Below are 18,427 nucleotides of genomic sequence, written 5' to 3' on the forward strand. Positions count from 1 at the left end.
GGGCACTCGCAGGGTGGCGCGATGTCGCGGTGGTATCTGAAGTTCGATGGTGGGGCGGCGAAGGTGCATCACATGATGACGTTCGGTGCGACCAATCATGGGACGACGCTGGATGGTATCGGTGCGTTGGGTCGGGCGATCAATAATTTCGGTATCGATGTGCTGGGGTTGGTGGAGATCTTCGTCGGGCATGCGGGTATTCAGCAGACGGTGGGGTCTGATTTCGTGAATCAGCTCAATGCCGGTGGGGATACGGTGCCGGGGGTGGATTACACGGTGGTGGGTAGTCGGTACGACGAGATCACCACGCCGTATGATTTGACGTTCTTGCAGCCGGGTCCGGGTGCGACGGTGCGTAACATCACGTTGCAGGACGGGTGTGAGCAGGATCTGTCGGATCATTTGACGATGATGTATTCGCCGCGGGTCCTGTCGATCATCTTGAATGCGTTGGATCCGGCGCAGACCCCGGCTCTGACGTGCAGCTTCAACCCGTGGCTGCTGGGCGGCGGCGGCAAACTCTGAGGCCTCGCAGCCCCTTGCCCTCCGCCACGACCGCAGAGTTCGTCCGACACTCCTCACAAGCCGGATTCGTGGCGGCGGGTGCCCGCCGGGTGGTTCACCACCCGGCGGGCGCTTTCGCAACCGCGACGGCGGTTATCGATCGGAGGTTTCGATGGTCGAATTCGATTCCCGCTCAGCCGGTCTCGGCATCGACGAGCTTTTCGGCGGATACTGCTACGGCGTTCGGATCCATCCACTCGACGACGGTTACGGCTGGGTCGCTTATGGTCATCCGCCGCGGCGGCGCATCGTGGCCGCCATTCTTCGCGCGGTTCGGCAATCCGCGGCCTTTCCGCCCGTGCGCGACACCTACACCTATGCCGACCTGTGCGACGGAATCGAACGGTGGTGGGTGACGAATCTGCTCCGCGACGGCGACGGCTATCTGAGCTGGCGTCCGGAGATCGCCGGATACCCGGGAGCGGTGCCGATCACCACCGTCACGCCGTAAGCCGGCGCGACCGACCGTGCCTCACGAGGACCGTGCGCGCCAATCCGCCACGGCCAGGCCGATTTCCGTGGTCGGCGGCTCGTCGTAGAGCCATTCCCGGGCCAGGCGGTGCCAGTTGTTGGTGGTGTGCAGCTGGCCGAGGACGGCGTAGGTGAACAGGTCGGCCCGCCGGGAGAACACGTGCTCCGGTGGCAGCCGCTGGCGCCGCATTCCGCTGAAGTCGGACGCGCGCGGATCGACCGCCAGGACGACGGCACTGGTCGCCAGCTCCGGTGTGACCGTGATGTCCTCGTCGATGAGATGCCAGCCGGTGGCGGCCAAGATGTAGCCGAGACATTCCTCGGGTGTCACTCCCGCATCGGGATCGACGATGCCCTGCTCGACCCATGCCCGGTAGATCTCGTCGGCGCGGTCTTCGCCGGCGGCGCGGATGATGACGCGCTCGAGTTCGACATCGGCCGCGCTCATCCGGGTGTAGAGGCCGAAGTCGACGAAGGCGAGCCGTCCGTCCGGGGCCAGCAGGATGTTGCCGGGATGCGGATCGCCGCAGAACTCGTGCTCGGTGAACAGGGCGGTGATGTAGAAGCGGTAGATCAGCTCGCCGAGCCGGGTGCGCTCGGCGTCGGGCAGGCTCCGCAGCTCCTGGAACGGGCGGCCGTCGACCAGGTCGGTGACCAATACGTTGGGCCCGCAGTGGTTTTCGATGGCATCGGGCACCGTGATGTAGGGGTGTCCGCGGTAGCGGGTGGCCACGTGGTGCTGGGTCCGCGCCTCGCGGGCGTAATCCAGTTCGCTGCCGATATTGCGGGCGATCTCGGCGAGCACCTCTTCGTCGGCGGCGCTGGGGAGGATGGCCTTCCAGAGGCGGCTGATCATCATCAGATTGCGCATATCGGCCTCGACGGCCCGATCGACGCCGGGGTACTTCACCTTGACCGCCACCTGGCGCCCGTCGTGCAGTTGCGCGCGATAGACCTGTCCGATCGAGGCCGCCGCGATGGGCGTCGGGTCGAAATCGGCGAAGGTCCGGCTCAGCGGTCCGAGGTCGTCCTCGATGACGTTCTGCATGGCGGCGAAGGGAAAGGCCGGAGCTCGATCGCGCAGTTCGGCGAGTTTGGCGCGGAACATCTCGCGTTGTTCTTCCGGCAGCAGGTCGAGATCGAGCACCGACAGCATCTGCCCGAGCTTCATCGCGGCGCCCTTCATACCGCCGAGTACCGTCACCAGCTGCTGCGCCGCCTGCATCGCCGACCGCTCACTGAGCCGCCGGCGGGCCTCTTCGGTGCGCCCCACCATCGACAACCGGGTCCCGACACCGCGGATCGCTTGACCCGCCGCCAGCCGGCCGAGCCGGCCGCCGCGCGCGATCCGCCCGTTGGGCACACGGTTGCTCACTGCTGGGACCTCCATCGGCTCGGCGCGGGCGCCGACGGTCGATGCCGGACGACATCCACAGGTGCGTCGACGCCACGCTAACGATCGCATGCGGCGCCGCCGTCCGGACCCGTTCGAATCGCGTGAGGTTCACCAGATCGCGCCGCCGGATTCGGGCCCGTGCACAAAACGTTGTCGCCACCGCGGAACGTACGGCCGGTCGGCCGCGACGGCCGGACTCCACGGGCTCGTATCGCTGCCGGCCGAGACGGCGCAGATGACTTTTCGGGCGCCGCACCGTCTGCATTGCCGAAGATCCGCCGTCGGGACCCCACGACGCCGCGGCGGGCGGGTATCCGAATCGGAGGTTGACCATGACGAATGTTGTTGCTCGGGAGGAGATTTGGGCGATGGTGCGGGCCGAGCGCGCCGCCCTGGCCGATGATCTCGCCGAGTTGGACGAGCAGCAGTGGAAGGCGCCGACACTGTGCGGGCAGTGGACCGTCGAGGAAGTCGTCGCCCACCTCACCGCGACGGCACGCATCGGGCGGCTGCGCTGGCTGCGCAGTGTCATCGGGGCCCGCTTCGATTTCGACAAGCACAACGCCCGGCGGCTCGCCGAGTGCCGCGGCGCGACCCCGGCGGAGACGCTGGAATTGTTCCGCGCGAGTATCCACAGCACCGTCGCGCCGTCCGGGCACACCCCGGCGTGGCTCGGTGAGGTGGTGGTCCATGCCCAGGACATTCGCCGTCCGCTCGGGCTGTCCAGCGCCCCCGGCATCGCGGCCGCCACCGAGGTCGCCCGCTTCTACGCCGCACGCGATTTCACCGTCGCCAGCCGCAGCGCGATCGACGGCCTGCGGCTGGAGGCGACCGACGGCCCGTTCGCTGCCGGGACGGGACCGCTGGTCAGCGGTACGACGATCGCCCTGACGATGGTCATGGCCGGACGTGCGGCATATTGCGAGGATCTCTCCGGACCGGGCCTGGCCACGCTGCGCGAGCGGATCGCCCGGTAACGACAGGACTCGGCGGGGCTTGCCGGGAAACCGTCCGGCAAGCCTTCGGTCCGCACCGGCGAGGTGCGCACATCCGGTCGCACGGCTGCCGATACCGACTCCTTCGCGGACGGGCGTCATGGCGACCTGTGCTCTGGTGCGGGTCGGCGCGGACAGCTGACGCGGCCCCCGGCATCCAGGTGAGGTCGGGCTCCGCAATGTTCGTAGCGGCTGGTCGCCGGGCCCGACCCAGGCCCTCGGTAGGGGGTATTCCCATTGTTGACAAGGCCGAGAACGGCCAAATACTGTTCGGTAACTATGAGTTCCTGTGTTGTAGCCCGAAGCCCGAAAGGGATCATTGTGATATTCCACGGCGTCGTTTCGTAAGTACGACGCACCCTTCTTCCTCGGGCACCACCTCCTCACAGACGCCGATTCTCCGGCAAGGCCGGTAGCGCTCCCGCTTTCCCGTGCAGGCCGTTCGCCGCACCGAACCCGCGGCGTACGGCCTTCGGTATCGCCGGCTTCGTGCCGGTCCAGCGGATGATGCCCCACGGATCGTCCCGGACCTCGCGGGTCCTGGGCGTATCGAAATCGATTGTGCCGAAGCAGGATTCGTCCTCGTGCCCGCCCGGCGGCCGAGGACGTGGGTCCGTGCGTTCGTCCAGGAAGGCTTGTCAAAGGTGACCGGATCGGCATTTGCCGTCGCTATCGTCGGCATGTCCTGCAGAATCCGGGGGGTAGTGGAGTTCGGGGCGGGGACCGTCGGCGCCGGGGTATCCGAGCCGGGGGAGTTGGGCGCCGAGGGGTTCGGCGCCTTGGGATTCGATGCCGAGGGGTTCGACGCCGAGGGGTTCGGCGCCGAGGAATTCGACGCCGAGGAATTCGACGCGGACTTCTTCGGGATCGCGCCCGAGGAGGCGGGGGAGCTCGGTCCGCGGCCGCTGTCGGCGCTCGAACTCGGCTGGCAGGCACTCGAGAACGCGGGCCTGGTCGCCACGCCACTCGGCGGTCTGCGATGCGGCGTGTTCGTCACCGGCGCCGGGCCTCGGACCGCCGAGCGCATCTCGACCTACTTCGGATTCGAGGGTCCGAGCATCGCGCTCGACGGCCCGCAGCCCTCCTCGCTGGTCGCGGTCCGAATGGCCTACGACAGCCTGCGCAGTGGCGACAGCGATCTCGCACTGGCCGGCGGTATGCCGACCGCGGGTGAGCTGATCGAGCGGTCGGGCGAGTCGCCGGAGGCCGGCGCGATGGTGGTGCTGAAACCGCTCACCCGGGCGATCGCCGACGGCGATCTGATCCACGCCGTGCTCCGCGTCGATCCGGTCGATGACGAGAACCGAGCGGCGAGCGCCTCCGAGGAGGCGCGGGAGACACCGCAGGCCGTCGGCTCGGACTCCGCGGCGGTCGGCCGTCGTGGCGATGGACAGGGCATCGCGAGCCTGCTCGAGGCCGTGTTCCGGGTGCGCCGGGATCGACGAAATCGGTTCGGCAACAACGTAGTTCATGACGAGAGTGACGGTGCGGAATGCTCCGTCGCGGAATTCCGGGTGACGAGCGTGTCGCCGTCCGGCACGGGCCGCACCGACACCGCCGCGATCGTGGCGGAGCCCGCGGCCACCGAATCCACCGCCCCGGCGGACGGTACCGCCCCGGTGGTGCCCTGGGTGGTCTCGGCTCGAAGCGAGGGCGGTGTGCGGGCCCAGGCGGCCCGGTTGCGGGAATGGCTGCTGCATCACCCGGATGACGCCGCGACCGACGTGGCCTACTCGCTGCTCACGACGCGAGCCCAGATGCCTTGGCGGGGAAGTGTCGTCGGAGCGGACCGGGCGGAGCTGCTGGCCGGTCTGGCGGCGCTGGCCGATCCGGCCGCCCCCGCGCCGGCGCGAAATCCGATCACCGGCCGGGCCGAGCGGCGACGGATCGCCTTCGTCTTCCCCGGCAACGGCAGCCAGTGGGCGGGCATGGCGCGGGATCTACTCGAGTCGGATCGCGCCTTCGCGGAGTCGATCGCCGAGTGCGAGGCTGCCCTCGCCCCGCACGTGGACTGGTCGCTGACCGCGGTGCTGCGCGGCGACGCGGACGCGCCCGCGCCGGAGACCGCGGATGTGGTGCAGCCCGTTCTCTTCGCGGTGATGGTCTCGCTGGCCCGGATGTGGCAGGCGGCCGGTGTGCGGCCGGACGTCGTGATCGGCCATTCCCACGGCGAGGTCGCCGCCGCCCACATCGCCGGTGGGCTGTCGTTGGCCGATGCGGCCCGGGTGGTGGCGCTGCGATCCCGGGCGATCGCCGACGACCTGGTCGGGCGGGGTGCGATGGCCTCGGTCGGGCTGGACGCCGAGGCGGTGCGCGAACGCCTGTCGAGGTACGCGGGCCGGCTGGCATTGGCCGCGGTGAACGGCCCCGCGCAGAGCGTGGTCTCCGGCGAGGTGTCGGCGGTCGAGGAGTTCCTGGCCGACTGTGCCGGCGAGCAGGTCCGGGCTCGCCGGGTCGCGATCGATTACGCATCGCATTCGACGGCGGTCGAGCGGATCCGTGCCCGGTTGCTCGCGGACCTGGCGCCGATCCGGCCGCGGTCCGGCTCGGTGCCGTACTTCTCCCCGGTCGTCGCCGACCGGCTGGATACGGCGGAACTGAACGCCGAATACTGGTATCGGTCGGAACGGGAACCTATCCGATTCGCCGATTCCGTGGCGGCCTTGATCGACGGGGGCGTCACCGGATTCGTCGAAATCAGTCCGCATCCGGTGCTCACGATGGGTATTGCCGGGACCGCCGAGGCGGCCGGAGCCGCCGACCGGGTGGCTGTCGTCGGATCGCTGCAGCGCGGCGCGGGCGACCGAGCCCGATTCCTGGTCTCGCTGGTACAGGCCTACTGCGCCGGTCTGCCGGTGGATCCGGCCGTGCTGGTGCCCGGCGGAGCACGGGTAGAGCTGCCGCCGTACGCGTTCCAGCGGCGCGGCGCCCGGTCCGGCGCGTCGTCCGACTCCGCAGCATCGGCCGCGGCGGGTCCCGCCGCCGCGGGCGACGGCACGTGGGACGACAGCCCGCTGGCCCGCAGCTTGGCGGCGGTCCCCGACTATCAGCGTCACTCCCTGGTCCTCGATATCGTTCGCGAACATGCCGCGGCGGTGTCGGGCCACGACTCGGCCCGCTCGATCCGGCCCGACCTGCCGTTCACCGACCTCGGTCTCGACTCCGTCACCGGGCTGGAACTACGGAACCGGCTGGCACGGGTCACCGGGGTGGCGCTGCCGGCATCGCTGGTCTTCGACCATCCGACCGCGAATGCGGTGGCCGCCCTGCTGCAAGCCCGGGTTACCGGCGCCGACCGGGGGCCGCATCGGGTGAACCGACGGACGACCACGGACGAACCGATCGCCATCGTCGGCATCGGCGCCCGATTCCCCGGTGGTGTGCGGTCGGCCGAGGACCTGTGGGATCTCACCGACGCGGGCCGGGACGTGATCGGCGATTTTCCGACCGACCGGGGATGGGATCTGGACCGGTTGTTCGATCCCGATCCGGACAAGCCCGGAACGGTGTACACCCGGCGCGGCGGATTCCTCGGCGACGCAGGTGATTTCGATCCCGGGTTCTTCGGCATCAGCCCCCGCGAGGCCTGGGCGATGGACCCGCAGCAACGACTGTTTCTCGAAACGTCGTGGGAGGCACTGGAGGACGCGGGCATCGACCCGACGTCGTTGCGCGGCAGCGATACCGCGGTCTTCGTCGGCGCCTGCGCCTCGGGCTACTCCCGACGGGTGAGCGGCGAGCTGGAGGGATACCGGCTGACCGGCACCTCGCACAGCGTCGTCTCGGGCCGGGTCGCCTACGTGCTCGGGCTGGAAGGTCCGGCCGTGACGGTGGATACGGCCTGCTCGTCGTCGCTGGTGGCGCTGCACCTGGCCTGCCGGGCGCTGCGCCAGGGCGAGACCTCGCTGGTGCTCGCCGGCGGTGTGACGGTCGCGGCGAGTCCGTATCTGTTCGTGGACTTCGCCCGCCAACGTGGCTTGTCTCCCGACGGCCGGTGCAAGGCGTTCTCGGCCGACGCGGACGGCGTGGTGTGGTCCGAGGGTTCGGGCGTGCTCGTGCTCGAGCGGCTTTCGGACGCGCAGCGGCTCGGCCATCACGTGCTGGCCGTCGTTCGCGGCAGCGCGGTGAACCAGGACGGCGCGAGCAACGGATTGACCGCACCGAACGGGCCGGCCCAGGAGCGGGTGATCGCGCAGGCCCTCGCCGACGCCGGGATCTCGCCCACCGAGGTGGACGCGGTGGAGGCGCACGGCACCGGCACCAGGCTCGGCGATCCGATCGAAGCGCAGGCGTTGATCGCCGTATACGGCCAGGGCCGCGACGCCCGCGAGCCGGTGCGGATCGGTTCGGTGAAGTCGAATATCGGCCACACCGTCGCGGCCGCCGGCGTCGCCGGTGTGATCAAGATGGTGCAGGCCCTGCGACACGAGCGGTTGCCACGGACATTGCACGCCGAAACGCCTTCGCCGCACGTGGATTGGTCCGCGGGCGCGGTGCGGCTGCTCACCGAATCCGAACCCTGGATCGCCGGGGACCGGGTGCGCCGGGCCGGGATCTCGTCGTTCGGAATCAGCGGGACCAATGCGCATCTGATTCTCGAGGAAGCGCCGACGCCCGCGCTCCCGGCGGCCGAGGACCACCACCCGGCTCCACTGCCGGTCGTGCCGCTGCTGGTGTCGGGCAAGGGCGAAGCCGCGCTGCGGGCGCAGGCTGCTCGACTGCGGGCTTGGCTCACCGAGCGCCCCGAGCTGGATATCGCCGATGCGGCCTACGCGCTCGCGACATCGCGGGCGCAGCTCGAATCCCGCGCCGTGGTCCTGGGCCGCGACCGCGCCGAAGTGCTCGAGCGGCTGGCGACCGTCGCCGAGGCCGGGGCCGGCGCCGGGGTGGTCGAGGGTGTCGTCGGTTCGGGGCGTACTGCCTTCCTCTGCACGGGGCAGGGCGCCCAGCGGGTCGGGATGGGTGCGGGCCTGTACCAGGCGTTTCCGGTATTCGCGGCGGCCCTGGACGAGGTGTGTGCGCACATCGACCCGTTGCTCGGCCGTTCCCTGCGCGAGCTGATGTTCACCGATGCCGAGGGCGTGCTGGATCGGACCGAGTTCACCCAGCCCGCGCTGTTCGCCTTCGAGGTGGCGCTGTATCGGCTGCTGGAATCGTTCGGCGTCACCCCGGACGTCCTGATCGGCCACTCGATCGGAGAGGTCGCGGCCGCCCATCTCGCGGGCCTGTGGTCCGTGGCGGACGCCTGCCGGTTGGTGGCGGCCCGCGGTCGGCTGATGGGTGCGCTGCCGCCGGGTGGCGCGATGCTGGCCGTCGCGGCGGCCGAACCGGAGGTGAACGAGGTCGTCGCACGGTATTCCGGGCGGGTGTCGGTCGCCGCGGTGAACGCGCCCGAGGCCCTCGTGGTGTCGGGAGTGGAGGCGGCGATCGCCGAGATCGAAGCGCTGTTCGTCCGGCGCGGGCGCAAGACGTCGCGACTGCGGGTCGGGCACGCGTTCCACTCGGCGCTGATGGAGCCGATGCTGGACGAATTCGCCGCTGTCGCAGCGGAGTTGACCTATCACCGGCCCCGGCTGCCGGTGGTGTCGAACCGGTCCGGCCTGCTCGCCGGTGACGAGCTGATGGAACCGTCCTACTGGGTGCGGCACGTGCGCGACGCGGTCCGCTTCGCACCCGGGATCGAGACGTTGCTCGCCTCGGGCGTGCGTCGGTTCCTGGAGGTCGGTCCCGACGCGGTGCTCACGGCGCTGACCCGGCAGATCCTCGGAGACAGCGCGGAGTCGGTGGTGACGGCCGCCGCTCGCCGCGACCACGACGAGGCCCTGCAACTGTGCACGATGCTGGCCCAGGTCCACACGTCCGGTGTCCGGGTCGATTGGACGGCGCTGCTCCGGCGCCGCCCCGGGCACCGAGTTCCCTTGCCCACGTACGCTTTCCAGCGTCGGCGGTACTGGCTGCCGGAGGTCGTGGCGAGCGCCGACGTGCGGCTGACGGGTCTGGATCGCATCGATCATCCGCTCCTGGGTGCGGCGGTGTGGTTGCCCGATGCGGACGGGGTGGTGCTGACCGGCCTGCTCTCGTCGGCGAGCCACCCGTGGCTCGCCGATCACGTGATCGACGGTGCCGTCCTGCTGCCGGGGACGGCCTTCGTGGAGCTGGCGCTGCACGCCGGGGCGGTCGTCGGCAGTCCACGCCCGGCCGAGCTGATCGTCACCGCCCCGCTGATCGTGCCGGCGGCGGGCGCCGTCGAACTGCGGGTGCTGGTGAGCGGGCCCGATGCGGGCGGTTCTCGGCAGCTGTCGGTGCATTCCCGGCCCCGGCACGACGGTGCCGCGGAGCAGGCGCCGTGGGTGCGCCATGCCACGGGAACGCTGGTGGCACCGGGGGATTCGGCTGCCGCGCAGCAGCCGGAGAGCTGGCCACCGGTCGCGGCGCAGCCCGTGCCGATCGAGGACGCCTATGCGGAGCTGGCCGAGCGCGGCTACGACTACGGTCCCGCGTTCCGTGGGCTGACCGCACTGTGGCGGCGTGACGGCGAGGTCTTCGCCGAAGTGACATTGCCGGAGCCGGTGCAGTCCCCGGATGCCCGCACGACCGGGCACGCCTCGGCGGACGGATTCGGGCTGCACCCGGCTCTGCTGGACGCGGTGCTGCACGCGCTGCTGCTCGGCGGCCTGGCCGAGGGTGCGGCGCCGGGCACGATTCCGGTGCCGTACTCGTGGGAGAACATCGACATTCACGCGGTGGGCGCCACCTCGTTGCGGGCCCGGCTGGTGGCCGACCGCGACGGGGACGATCGGCGGATCACGGTGTCGCTCACCGACCCGCACGGCGCGCCCGTGGCCGAGATCGGTGCGGTGATCATGCGCCCGATTCCCACCGGAACGCTCGGCGACGAGGCGGCGGATCGATCCGGCGTGTACCGAATCGGTTGGGAGCCGGTGCTTCCGGTGCCGGCCGGTCCGTCCGCGGCCACCATCGCTGCGCTGGCGGGCGCCGATATCTCCGGCATCGCCGATACGTATCCCTCGCCGGCCGACCTCGATGCGGCTCGGTCCCTTCCGGATGCGGTCGTCTGGCGGGTTCCCGTCGGTCCCGCGGCGACCGAACCGGGCACGGTCCGCGCGGCAGTGCACACCACGATGACGATGGTGCGGGCGTGGCTCGCGGTGGAACGGCTTTCCGATGTCCGCTTGGTGGTCGTCACCACGGGCGGAGCCGGACCGGTGGACGCGGGCCCACACCTCGGCGCCGCGGCGGTGTGGGGCGCGATGCGCAGTGCGCAGTCGGAGTATCCGGATCGGTTCGTGCTGATCGACGAGGATCCCGCCGCACCGCTGTCGGCCGACCGGATCGCCGAGGTTGTGCGTTCGGGCGAGCCCCAGGTCGCGGTGCGCGAGGGGCAGATTCTGGTGCCCCGGCTGACCCGAGCGCCCGCGCCGGCGGCAGATCTGCCGGGGTTGGCGGCCGCGACGGTGCTGATCACCGGCGGTACGGGTGGTCTCGGCGCGGTCTTTGCCCGCCACCTCGTCGCCGAACACGGGGTGCGACGCCTGGTGCTGACATCGCGGCGTGGTCTCGAAGCACCCGGTGCGGCCGCACTGGTGCGCGAGTTGACGCAGGCGGGCGCCGACGCGCGAGTGGTCGCGTGCGATGTCGCCGATCGTGCTTCGGTACGAAACCTGCTGGGCACCATCGCAACCGACGAGCCGCTGGCGATCATCCATGCCGCCGGGGTGCTGGACGACGGCACCGTGTCGTCGCTGACCCCCGAGCAGGTGGATCGGGTGCTGGCGCCGAAGGTGGACGGCGCGTGGCATCTGCACGAGCTGACCCGGGACCGCGATATCTCGGCGTTCGTGCTGTTCTCGTCGATCGCGGCATCGGTCGGCTCGGCCGGGCAGAGCAACTACGCCGCGGCCAACGCCTACCTGGACGCGCTGGCACAGCAGCGGAGGGCAGCCGGGGCGACCGCGACAGCGCTGGCCTGGGGGCCGTGGCATCAGGGCAGCGGGATGACCGGTGAACTCGACCGCGCGGCCGTGGCGCGTTGGGAGCGAATGGGTTTCGGCCAGCTCGAGAACGCCGACGGCGTGCGACTGTTCGATCGTGCCCTCGGCCACGCCGAGGCGCAGCTGGCTCCGATCCGCTTCGACGCGGCGGCGGTGCGCCGGCAGACCGATGCCGCCGCGGTTCCCGCGATACTCCGCGGCTTCGTGCGGCGGGCACCCGCGCCGGTTGCCGCCCGGACGCCCGGGTCGCTCGGATCCCGATTGGCGGCGGTACCCGACGCCCGGCGCGGTGAGCTGGTGCTCGACCTCGTGCGCGAGCACGCGTCCGCGGTGCTGGGGTACGCCTCGCCGGGCGAGGTCGATGTCGAGAAGCCTTTCGGCGATCTGGGTCTGGACTCGCTGGGCGGTGTGGAATTCCGTAACCGGCTCGGCAAGGCGACGGGCGTGCGGCTGCCCTCGACCCTCGTTTTCGACCATCCCACCCCGGCGGCGGTGGCGACATTCCTCCGGTCGCTCGTGGAATCCGAGAAGGCGGACGACTCCGCCGACACCTCCCGAAGCCGGGTAGCCACACCGATTCGCGCGGACGAACCGATCGCCATCGTCGGAATGGCGTGCCGGTATCCGGGCGGTGTCGGATCGCCGGACCAGCTGTGGGATCTGCTGGTGTCGGAGACCGACGCCATCGGCGAGTTTCCCGCGGACCGCGGCTGGGATCTCGAGCGACTGTTCGACCCCGATCCGGAGCACTCCGGCACGTCGTATATCCGCGAGGGCGGATTCCTCACCGGCGCAGCGGATTTCGACGCCGGATTCTTCGGCATCGGTCCTCGGGAAGCGTCCGCGATGGATCCGCAGCAGCGCCTGCTGCTCGAGGTGTCATGGGAGGCGTTGGAGGATGCGGGAATCGACCCGGCCTCCTTGCGGGGCAGCGATACCGGCGTCTACACCGGCGTGATGTACCAGGACTACGCGGAGGTGACACGCAAGGCCGGGGCCGAGGTCGAGGGCTATGCGGTCACCGGTGTCATGGGCAGCGTGGCCTCCGGACGGGTGTCGTACGCGCTGGGTCTGGAGGGACCGGCGCTGACCGTCGACACCGCGTGCTCGTCCTCGCTGGTGGCATTGCACACCGCCTGCCGCGCACTGCGCCAAGGCGAGAGCTCGCTGGCTCTCGTGGGCGGCGCGACGGTGATGGCGACACCGATGGTGTTCGTGGAATTCTCGCGCCAGCGCGGTCTGGCCCGGGATGCTCGGTGCAAGTCGTTCTCCGCGGCCGCCGACGGGATCACCTGGTCGGAGGGCGCGGCGATGCTCGTGGTCGAGCGCCTGTCCGATGCTCGCCGGCTGGGTCACCGGGTTCTCGCCGTCGTGCGGGGCTCGGCGGTGAATCAGGACGGGGCGAGCAACGGTTTGACCGCGCCGAACGGTCCGGCACAGGAGCGGGTGATCATGGCGGCGTTGGCCGATGCCGGCCTGACACCGTCGGATGTGGATGCGGTGGAAGCGCACGGCACCGGGACCCCGCTCGGTGATCCGATCGAGGCGAACGCACTGCTCGCCACCTACGGACAGCACCGGTCGCGGCCGCTGCTGCTCGGCTCGTTGAAGTCGAATATCGGCCACGCGCAGGCCGCCGCCGGGGTGGGCGGCGTGATCAAGATGGTGCAGGCGCTGCGGCATCGGATGCTGCCCCGCACCCTGCACGTGGACGAGCCCAGCCCGCACGTGGATTGGTCGGCCGGTGCGGTCGAGCTGCTGACCGAGGCGCGGCCGTGGCAGGACAACGGACGGGTCCGGCGTGCCGGGGTGTCCTCGTTCGGGATCAGCGGCACCAACGCGCACGTGATTCTCGAGGAAGCGCCCGCCTCGGCCGAGGTATCGGCCGCCGGGCCGGAGCGTCCGCGACCGGCCGACGCCGGCGAAATCGACCGGCCCGTCACCTGGGTGGTGTCCGCGCAGAGCCGGGAAGCGCTGCGGGAGCAGGCGGTTCGCCTCGCGCAGTGGTTGGGGACGCATCCGGATGCGAAGCCGGGCGATATCGCGCATTCATTGTTGCGGCACCGGTCGCAGCTGGAGTGGCGCGCTGCGGTGGTGGCCCGGAACCCGGCGGACCTGGTCGCCGGGGTGGCGCGGCTGGCCGAATCGGGCTCCGGCGCCGACGGCGTCGTCTCCGGGCGTGCCGTGTCGCGTCGGGTGGCGTTCGTATTTCCGGGGCAGGGCAGCCAGTGGGCGGGTATGGCCGCCGAATTGCTCGCCGCCGGTGGGGTATTCGCGGATGCGATCGCCGAGTGTGAGGCCGCACTGGCACCGTTCGTCGATTGGTCGTTGACCGCGGTGCTGCGCGGGGAACTCGGCGCGGCGGCGCTGGAGCGGGTGGATGTGGTCCAACCGGTGCTGTTCGCGGTGATGGTGTCGCTGGCGCGGCTGTGGCGCGCGAACGGTGTCGAACCCGTTGCGGTGCTGGGACATTCGCAGGGGGAGATCGCGGCGGCCGTGGTCGCCGGTGGGTTGTCGACGGCCGACGGCGCCCGGGTGGTCGCCCTGCGGTCCCGGATCGTCGCCGAGGAGCTCGCCGGCCGCGGCGGCATGGCCTCGGTGCGGCTGACCACCGCGGCGGTCGAGCAGCGGGCCGCCGAATTCGGCGGCCGGATCTCGGTGGCGGCGGAGAACGGTCCGGGCGAAACCGTGGTGTCCGGCGAGGCATCCGCCGTGGACGAGTTCGTCGCCGCGTGTGCGGCCGACGGGGTGTGGGTGCGACGGATTCCGGTGGACTACGCGTCGCATTCGGCGGCGGTGGAAGCGATCCGGGATCGGGTGACGGCCGAACTGTCCGCCGTCGAGCCGGTGCCGGGTTCGGTGCCGTTCTTCTCGACCGTGTCCGCGGACTATGTGGATACCGCGCGGTTGGATGCGGACTACTGGTACCGGGGGCTGCGCGAGCAGGTGCGGTTCGCGGAATCGGTGGCGGCGCTGGCCCGGGCCGGGGTGAACGCCTTCATCGAGGTGAGCCCGCATCCGGTCCTGACGGTCGGGATGGCTTCGACCGTGGACGCGCTCGGGATGGCCGATCGGGTGGCGGTGTTCGGCACCTTGCAGCGCGATCGGGGCGGGCCGGAGCAGGTCGCCGTGGCGTTGGCGCAGGCGCATTGCGCGGGCGTGACGGTGGCGCCCGCGGCGCTCGCCCCGCCCGCCGAGCGGGTGGCGTTGCCGACCTACGCGTTCCAGCATCGGCGGTACTGGCTGCGGCCCGCCGCCGCGCACGATGTGCGGCAATCGGGCCTGGCCGACGCCGGACACCCACTGCTGGGCGCGATGCTGCGACTGCCGGATGCGCCGGACGTGGTCTTCACCGCCCGGCTGTCCACGACCGATCAGCCGTGGTTGGCCGACCACGCCGTCGCGGGCGTCGCTCTGCTGCCCGGCGCCGCGCTCGTCGAGCTGGCCTTGCACGTCGGAACGCTGCTGGGATCGCCGCGGGTGGCGGAGTTGGTGCTCGAGGCGCCGCTGCCGGTGCCCACCTCCGGCGCCGTCGAATTGCGGGTCATGGCAGGCGGTCCCGACGAGTCCGGGGCGCGCCCGGTATCGGTGTACTCCCGTGCGCACGACGCCGACGAAGCCGAGGAATGGACGCGGCATGCGGTGGGATCGGTCACCGCGCAGGCGGACGCACCGGCGGCCGATCCGGGAACGGCCGCCTGGCCGCCCGCGGGTGCGACCGCGATACCGGTCGCGGACGGGTATGCGGTCCTGGCCGAGCGGGGATACGAGTACGGGCCGGTGTTCCAGGGCCTCACGGCCCTGTGGCGGCGCGACGACGAAGTGTTCGCCGAGGTCGCACTGCCGGAAACGGCGCCGCACGGCGGCGAGTTCGCGATCCACCCCGCGCTGCTGGATGCCGCGCTGCACGCGATCCTGCTGGGCGGGTTGCTCCCCGAGGCCGGGCCCGATGTCGTGGCCGTCCCGTTCTCCTGGGAGAACGTCGAGCTGTACGCGACCGGCGCGGCGTCGTTGCGGGTTCGCGCGGTTCGCTCCGGCAGCGATCGGATCGCGGTGCGCGTGACCGATGCCGCGGGCGCCCCGGTGGCCGAGGTGGCCGCGCTGACGCTGCGGCAGCTGTCGACCGACACCCTCCTGGGTGCTGCCCGCCGGCGCAGTGACGGCGTCGGTTACCACGTGGAATGGGTGGCGCTGCCGTCCCCGGACGAACCGGGCGACCTCGATGTCGAGGGCTCCGGCCGGGACGAGGACGTCGTCACGGTGGCCGGTCGGCGGGTGACCGTCGTGCGGTTCGATCCCGCCCGTTCTTCGAGCGGCAGTGCCGACGGGGATCTCCCTGCGGCCGTGCGGGATTCGGTCACCGACCTGACCGTGCGCATGCAGCGGTTGCTGGCCCGCGAGGAACCGATCGTGGTGGTGACCCACCACGCGGTGGCCACCCATCCGGGCGAAGCGGTGGATCTGGTCGCGGCCGCGGCGTGGGGGCTGTTGCGCACGGCGCAGAGTGAGCACCCGGATCGAATCCTGGCCGTCGACATCGACGATCGGGACGGTTACGGGTGGGCCGTGGCGGTCGCGGTGACGCTCGGTGCCGAACCCCAACTGGCCATCCGGCGCGGGGCGCTGTACGCACCCCGGCTGACCCGGGGTCCGGGCGATATCGTCGGCGCGAGCGAGCTGATTCGCGCGCGGGCCTGGCGGCTGACCCATGCCGGCAAGGGCACCTTGACCGGTGACAACCTCGCCGTGGTGGAGACGCCGGAGGAGTTGCGCGAGCTCGCGCCCGGGCAGGTTCGGATCGCGCTGCGCGCGGCGGGCGTGAACTTCCGCGATGTGCTGATCACCTTGGGCATGGTGTCGGATGCGATGACCGGAGACCGATCGATCAGCCCGACCATCTGCGTCGAGGGCGCCGGTGTCGTGCTGGAGGTGGCGTCGGATGTCACCGAATTCGCGCCCGGCGACCGGGTTTTCGGATTCACCTCCGGGGCGGGCTCGGTGACGGTCACCGATCATCGCCTGCTCGCCCGGATTCCGCGCGGCTGGTCCTTCGCCCAGGCCGCCGCGGTGCCGGTGGTGTACGCGACCGCCTATTACGGCCTCGTCGATCTGGCCGGGGCACGACCGGGCCAGACGCTGCTGCTGCACGCCGCCACCGGCGGAGTCGGGCTGGCGGCGATTCAGCTGGCTCGGTATCTGGGGTTGCGGGTGTTGCCGACCACGAGCCGATCCAAATGGGATGTGTTGCGCGAGTTGGGATTCGACGATTCCGAGATCGGTGATTCGCGGACTCTCGACTTCGAGCGGAAGTTCTTCGACGCCACGGCCGGCCGCGGCGTGGACATCGTGCTGAATTCGCTGACCCTCGACTTCGTGGACGCGTCGTTGCGGTTGCTGCCGCACGGCGGCAAGTTCATCGAGATGGGTCACCTCGACGAGCGCGACGCCGAGCAGGTGGCCGCCGATCACCCCGGCGTGGACTACCACCACTTCATGCTTCTGGACGTGCCGCCGGACCGGCTGGGGCAGATCCTGCGGGCCGTCGTCGGGCTCTTCGAAGCCGGTGCCCTGACGCCCTCGCGGATCACCGCGTGGGACCTGCGTCAGGCGCCGGAAGCGTTCCGGCACATGAGTCAGGCCCGGCATATCGGCAAGAACGTGCTCACCGTGCCGGCCCCGCTGCGTCCCGAGGGCACCGTGCTGATCACCGGTGGTACGGGCGGTTTGGGTGCCGTGGTCGCGCGGCAGCTGATCACCGAATACGGTGTGCGCCACCTGGTGCTGGCCGGCCGGCGGGGTCCGGCGGCGCCCGGTGCGGCCGAATTGCGGGACGACCTCGCCGCGCTGGGCGCACAGGTCGAGGTGGTGGCGTGTGACGCCGCCGACCGCGACGCCGTGGACCGGGTGCTGGCGGCCGTTCCGGCGGACCATCCGCTCACGGGCGTGGTTCATGCGGCGGGTGTGTTGTCGGACGGTCTGCTGGCCACCATGACACCGGAGCGAATCGCCGAGGTCCTGCGTCCGAAGGTCGATGCGGCATGGAATCTGCATGCGGCGACGAAGGATCTGGATCTGTCGATGTTCGTCCTGTACTCGTCGATCGCGGGTGTGATCGGTAACCCGGGCCAGGCGAACTATGCCGCCGCCAACGTCTTCCTCGACGCGCTGGCCCAGCATCGGCACATCCACGGACTGCCCGCGACGTCGATGGCGTGGGGGCTGTGGGCCGAGAGCACCGGAATGACCGGCGACCTCGGTGCCGCCGACATCGCCCGGTTGCGCCGGGACGGTTTCCCGCCGCTGGAGATCGAGGACGGTGTGGCGCTGTTCGACGCGGCCGTGGCGAGTGGTCGCGCGGAGGTGGCCGCGGTCCGGATCGACCGGTCCGCGCTCGCCGCGCACGGCCGATCGATCATGCGCGGGTTGGTGCGGCCCACCCGTCGGCGGGCGACCGCCGCGGCGGCGAGCGAGTCGTCGACGTTGGCCGCGCTGGTGGCGGGCCGCACCCCGGCCGAGCAGGAACGTATCGTGCTCGACGTGGTCCGCACCCAGGCCGCGGCGGTGCTGGGCCACGACGGTAGCGGGTCGATCGCACCGGATATGCCCTTCAAGGACATCGGTTTCGATTCGCTCAGCGTCATGGAGTTCCGCAATCAGTTGGTCCGGGCGACCGGTCTGCAGTTGCCCGCGACGCTGGTATTCGACTATCCGACCGCCGAGGATCTGGCCGGGTTCGTGTACCGGCAGCTGGTTCCGGCCGAGGATCCCGCGGAACGCATTGCGGCCGAGATCGATTCGCTGACCCGAAGCTGCGCCGCGGCCGAGCTGTCACCCGAGGACCGGTCGGACGTGGCGCGCCGGTTGACCGTACTGCTGCGCCAACTCGAGGACGGCGCCGCCGACGACCCCGGCGCCGACAGCGTCGTCGACCGGCTCGACACCGCGGACGATCGCGAGCTGTTCGACTTCATCGACAACCTCGGCTGAGC

5 protein-coding genes are annotated in these 18,427 nt (G+C 70.9%); 4 read left to right on the plus strand and 1 reads right to left on the minus strand.

Going from position 1 to position 18,427, the window contains the following annotated elements:
* Together ON37_RS06515 and ON37_RS06520 are read left to right on the plus strand one after the other, a co-directional pair.
* A partial coding sequence (locus ON37_RS06515) for an esterase/lipase family protein (protein WP_040717881.1) occupies positions 1-525 on the plus strand: 525 nt, incomplete at its 5' end.
* A 151-nt stretch (positions 526-676) separates the two neighbouring features.
* On the plus strand, positions 677-1,015 hold the full coding sequence (locus ON37_RS06520) for a hypothetical protein (protein WP_040717882.1): 339 nt from the start codon (positions 677-679) through the stop codon (positions 1,013-1,015).
* Between the two features lie 21 nt (positions 1,016-1,036).
* Here ON37_RS06520 and ON37_RS06525 read toward each other — a convergent pair whose 3' ends face one another.
* Complete coding sequence (locus ON37_RS06525) at positions 1,037-2,410, minus strand: ABC1 kinase family protein (protein WP_040717927.1); 1,374 nt, start codon at positions 2,408-2,410, stop codon at positions 1,037-1,039.
* Positions 2,411-2,763: 353 nt separating this feature from the next.
* On the opposite strand from ON37_RS06525, the gene ON37_RS06530 reads away from it, so the two are divergent.
* Positions 2,764-3,408 (plus strand): maleylpyruvate isomerase family mycothiol-dependent enzyme, encoded by a 645-nt coding sequence (locus tag ON37_RS06530; RefSeq protein WP_040717883.1) that lies wholly within the window; start codon positions 2,764-2,766, stop codon positions 3,406-3,408.
* Between the two features lie 662 nt (positions 3,409-4,070).
* Positions 4,071-18,425, plus strand: a complete 14,355-nt coding sequence (locus tag ON37_RS33615) for a type I polyketide synthase (RefSeq protein ID WP_281004674.1) — start codon at positions 4,071-4,073, stop codon at positions 18,423-18,425.
* Positions 18,426-18,427: the final 2 nt, after the last annotated feature.

The organism is Nocardia veterana NBRC 100344 (assembly GCF_000308855.1).
Classification (GTDB): domain Bacteria; phylum Actinomycetota; class Actinomycetes; order Mycobacteriales; family Mycobacteriaceae; genus Nocardia; species Nocardia veterana.

Excerpts from the sequence above, each read along its gene's own strand:
- ON37_RS06530 (WP_040717883.1), top strand. The coding sequence starts at position 2,764 with ATGACGAATGTTGTTGCTCGGGAGGAGATTTGGGCGATGGTGCGGGCC.
- ON37_RS06520 (WP_040717882.1), top strand. The coding sequence starts at position 677 with ATGGTCGAATTCGATTCCCGCTCAGCCGGTCTCGGCATCGACGAGCTT.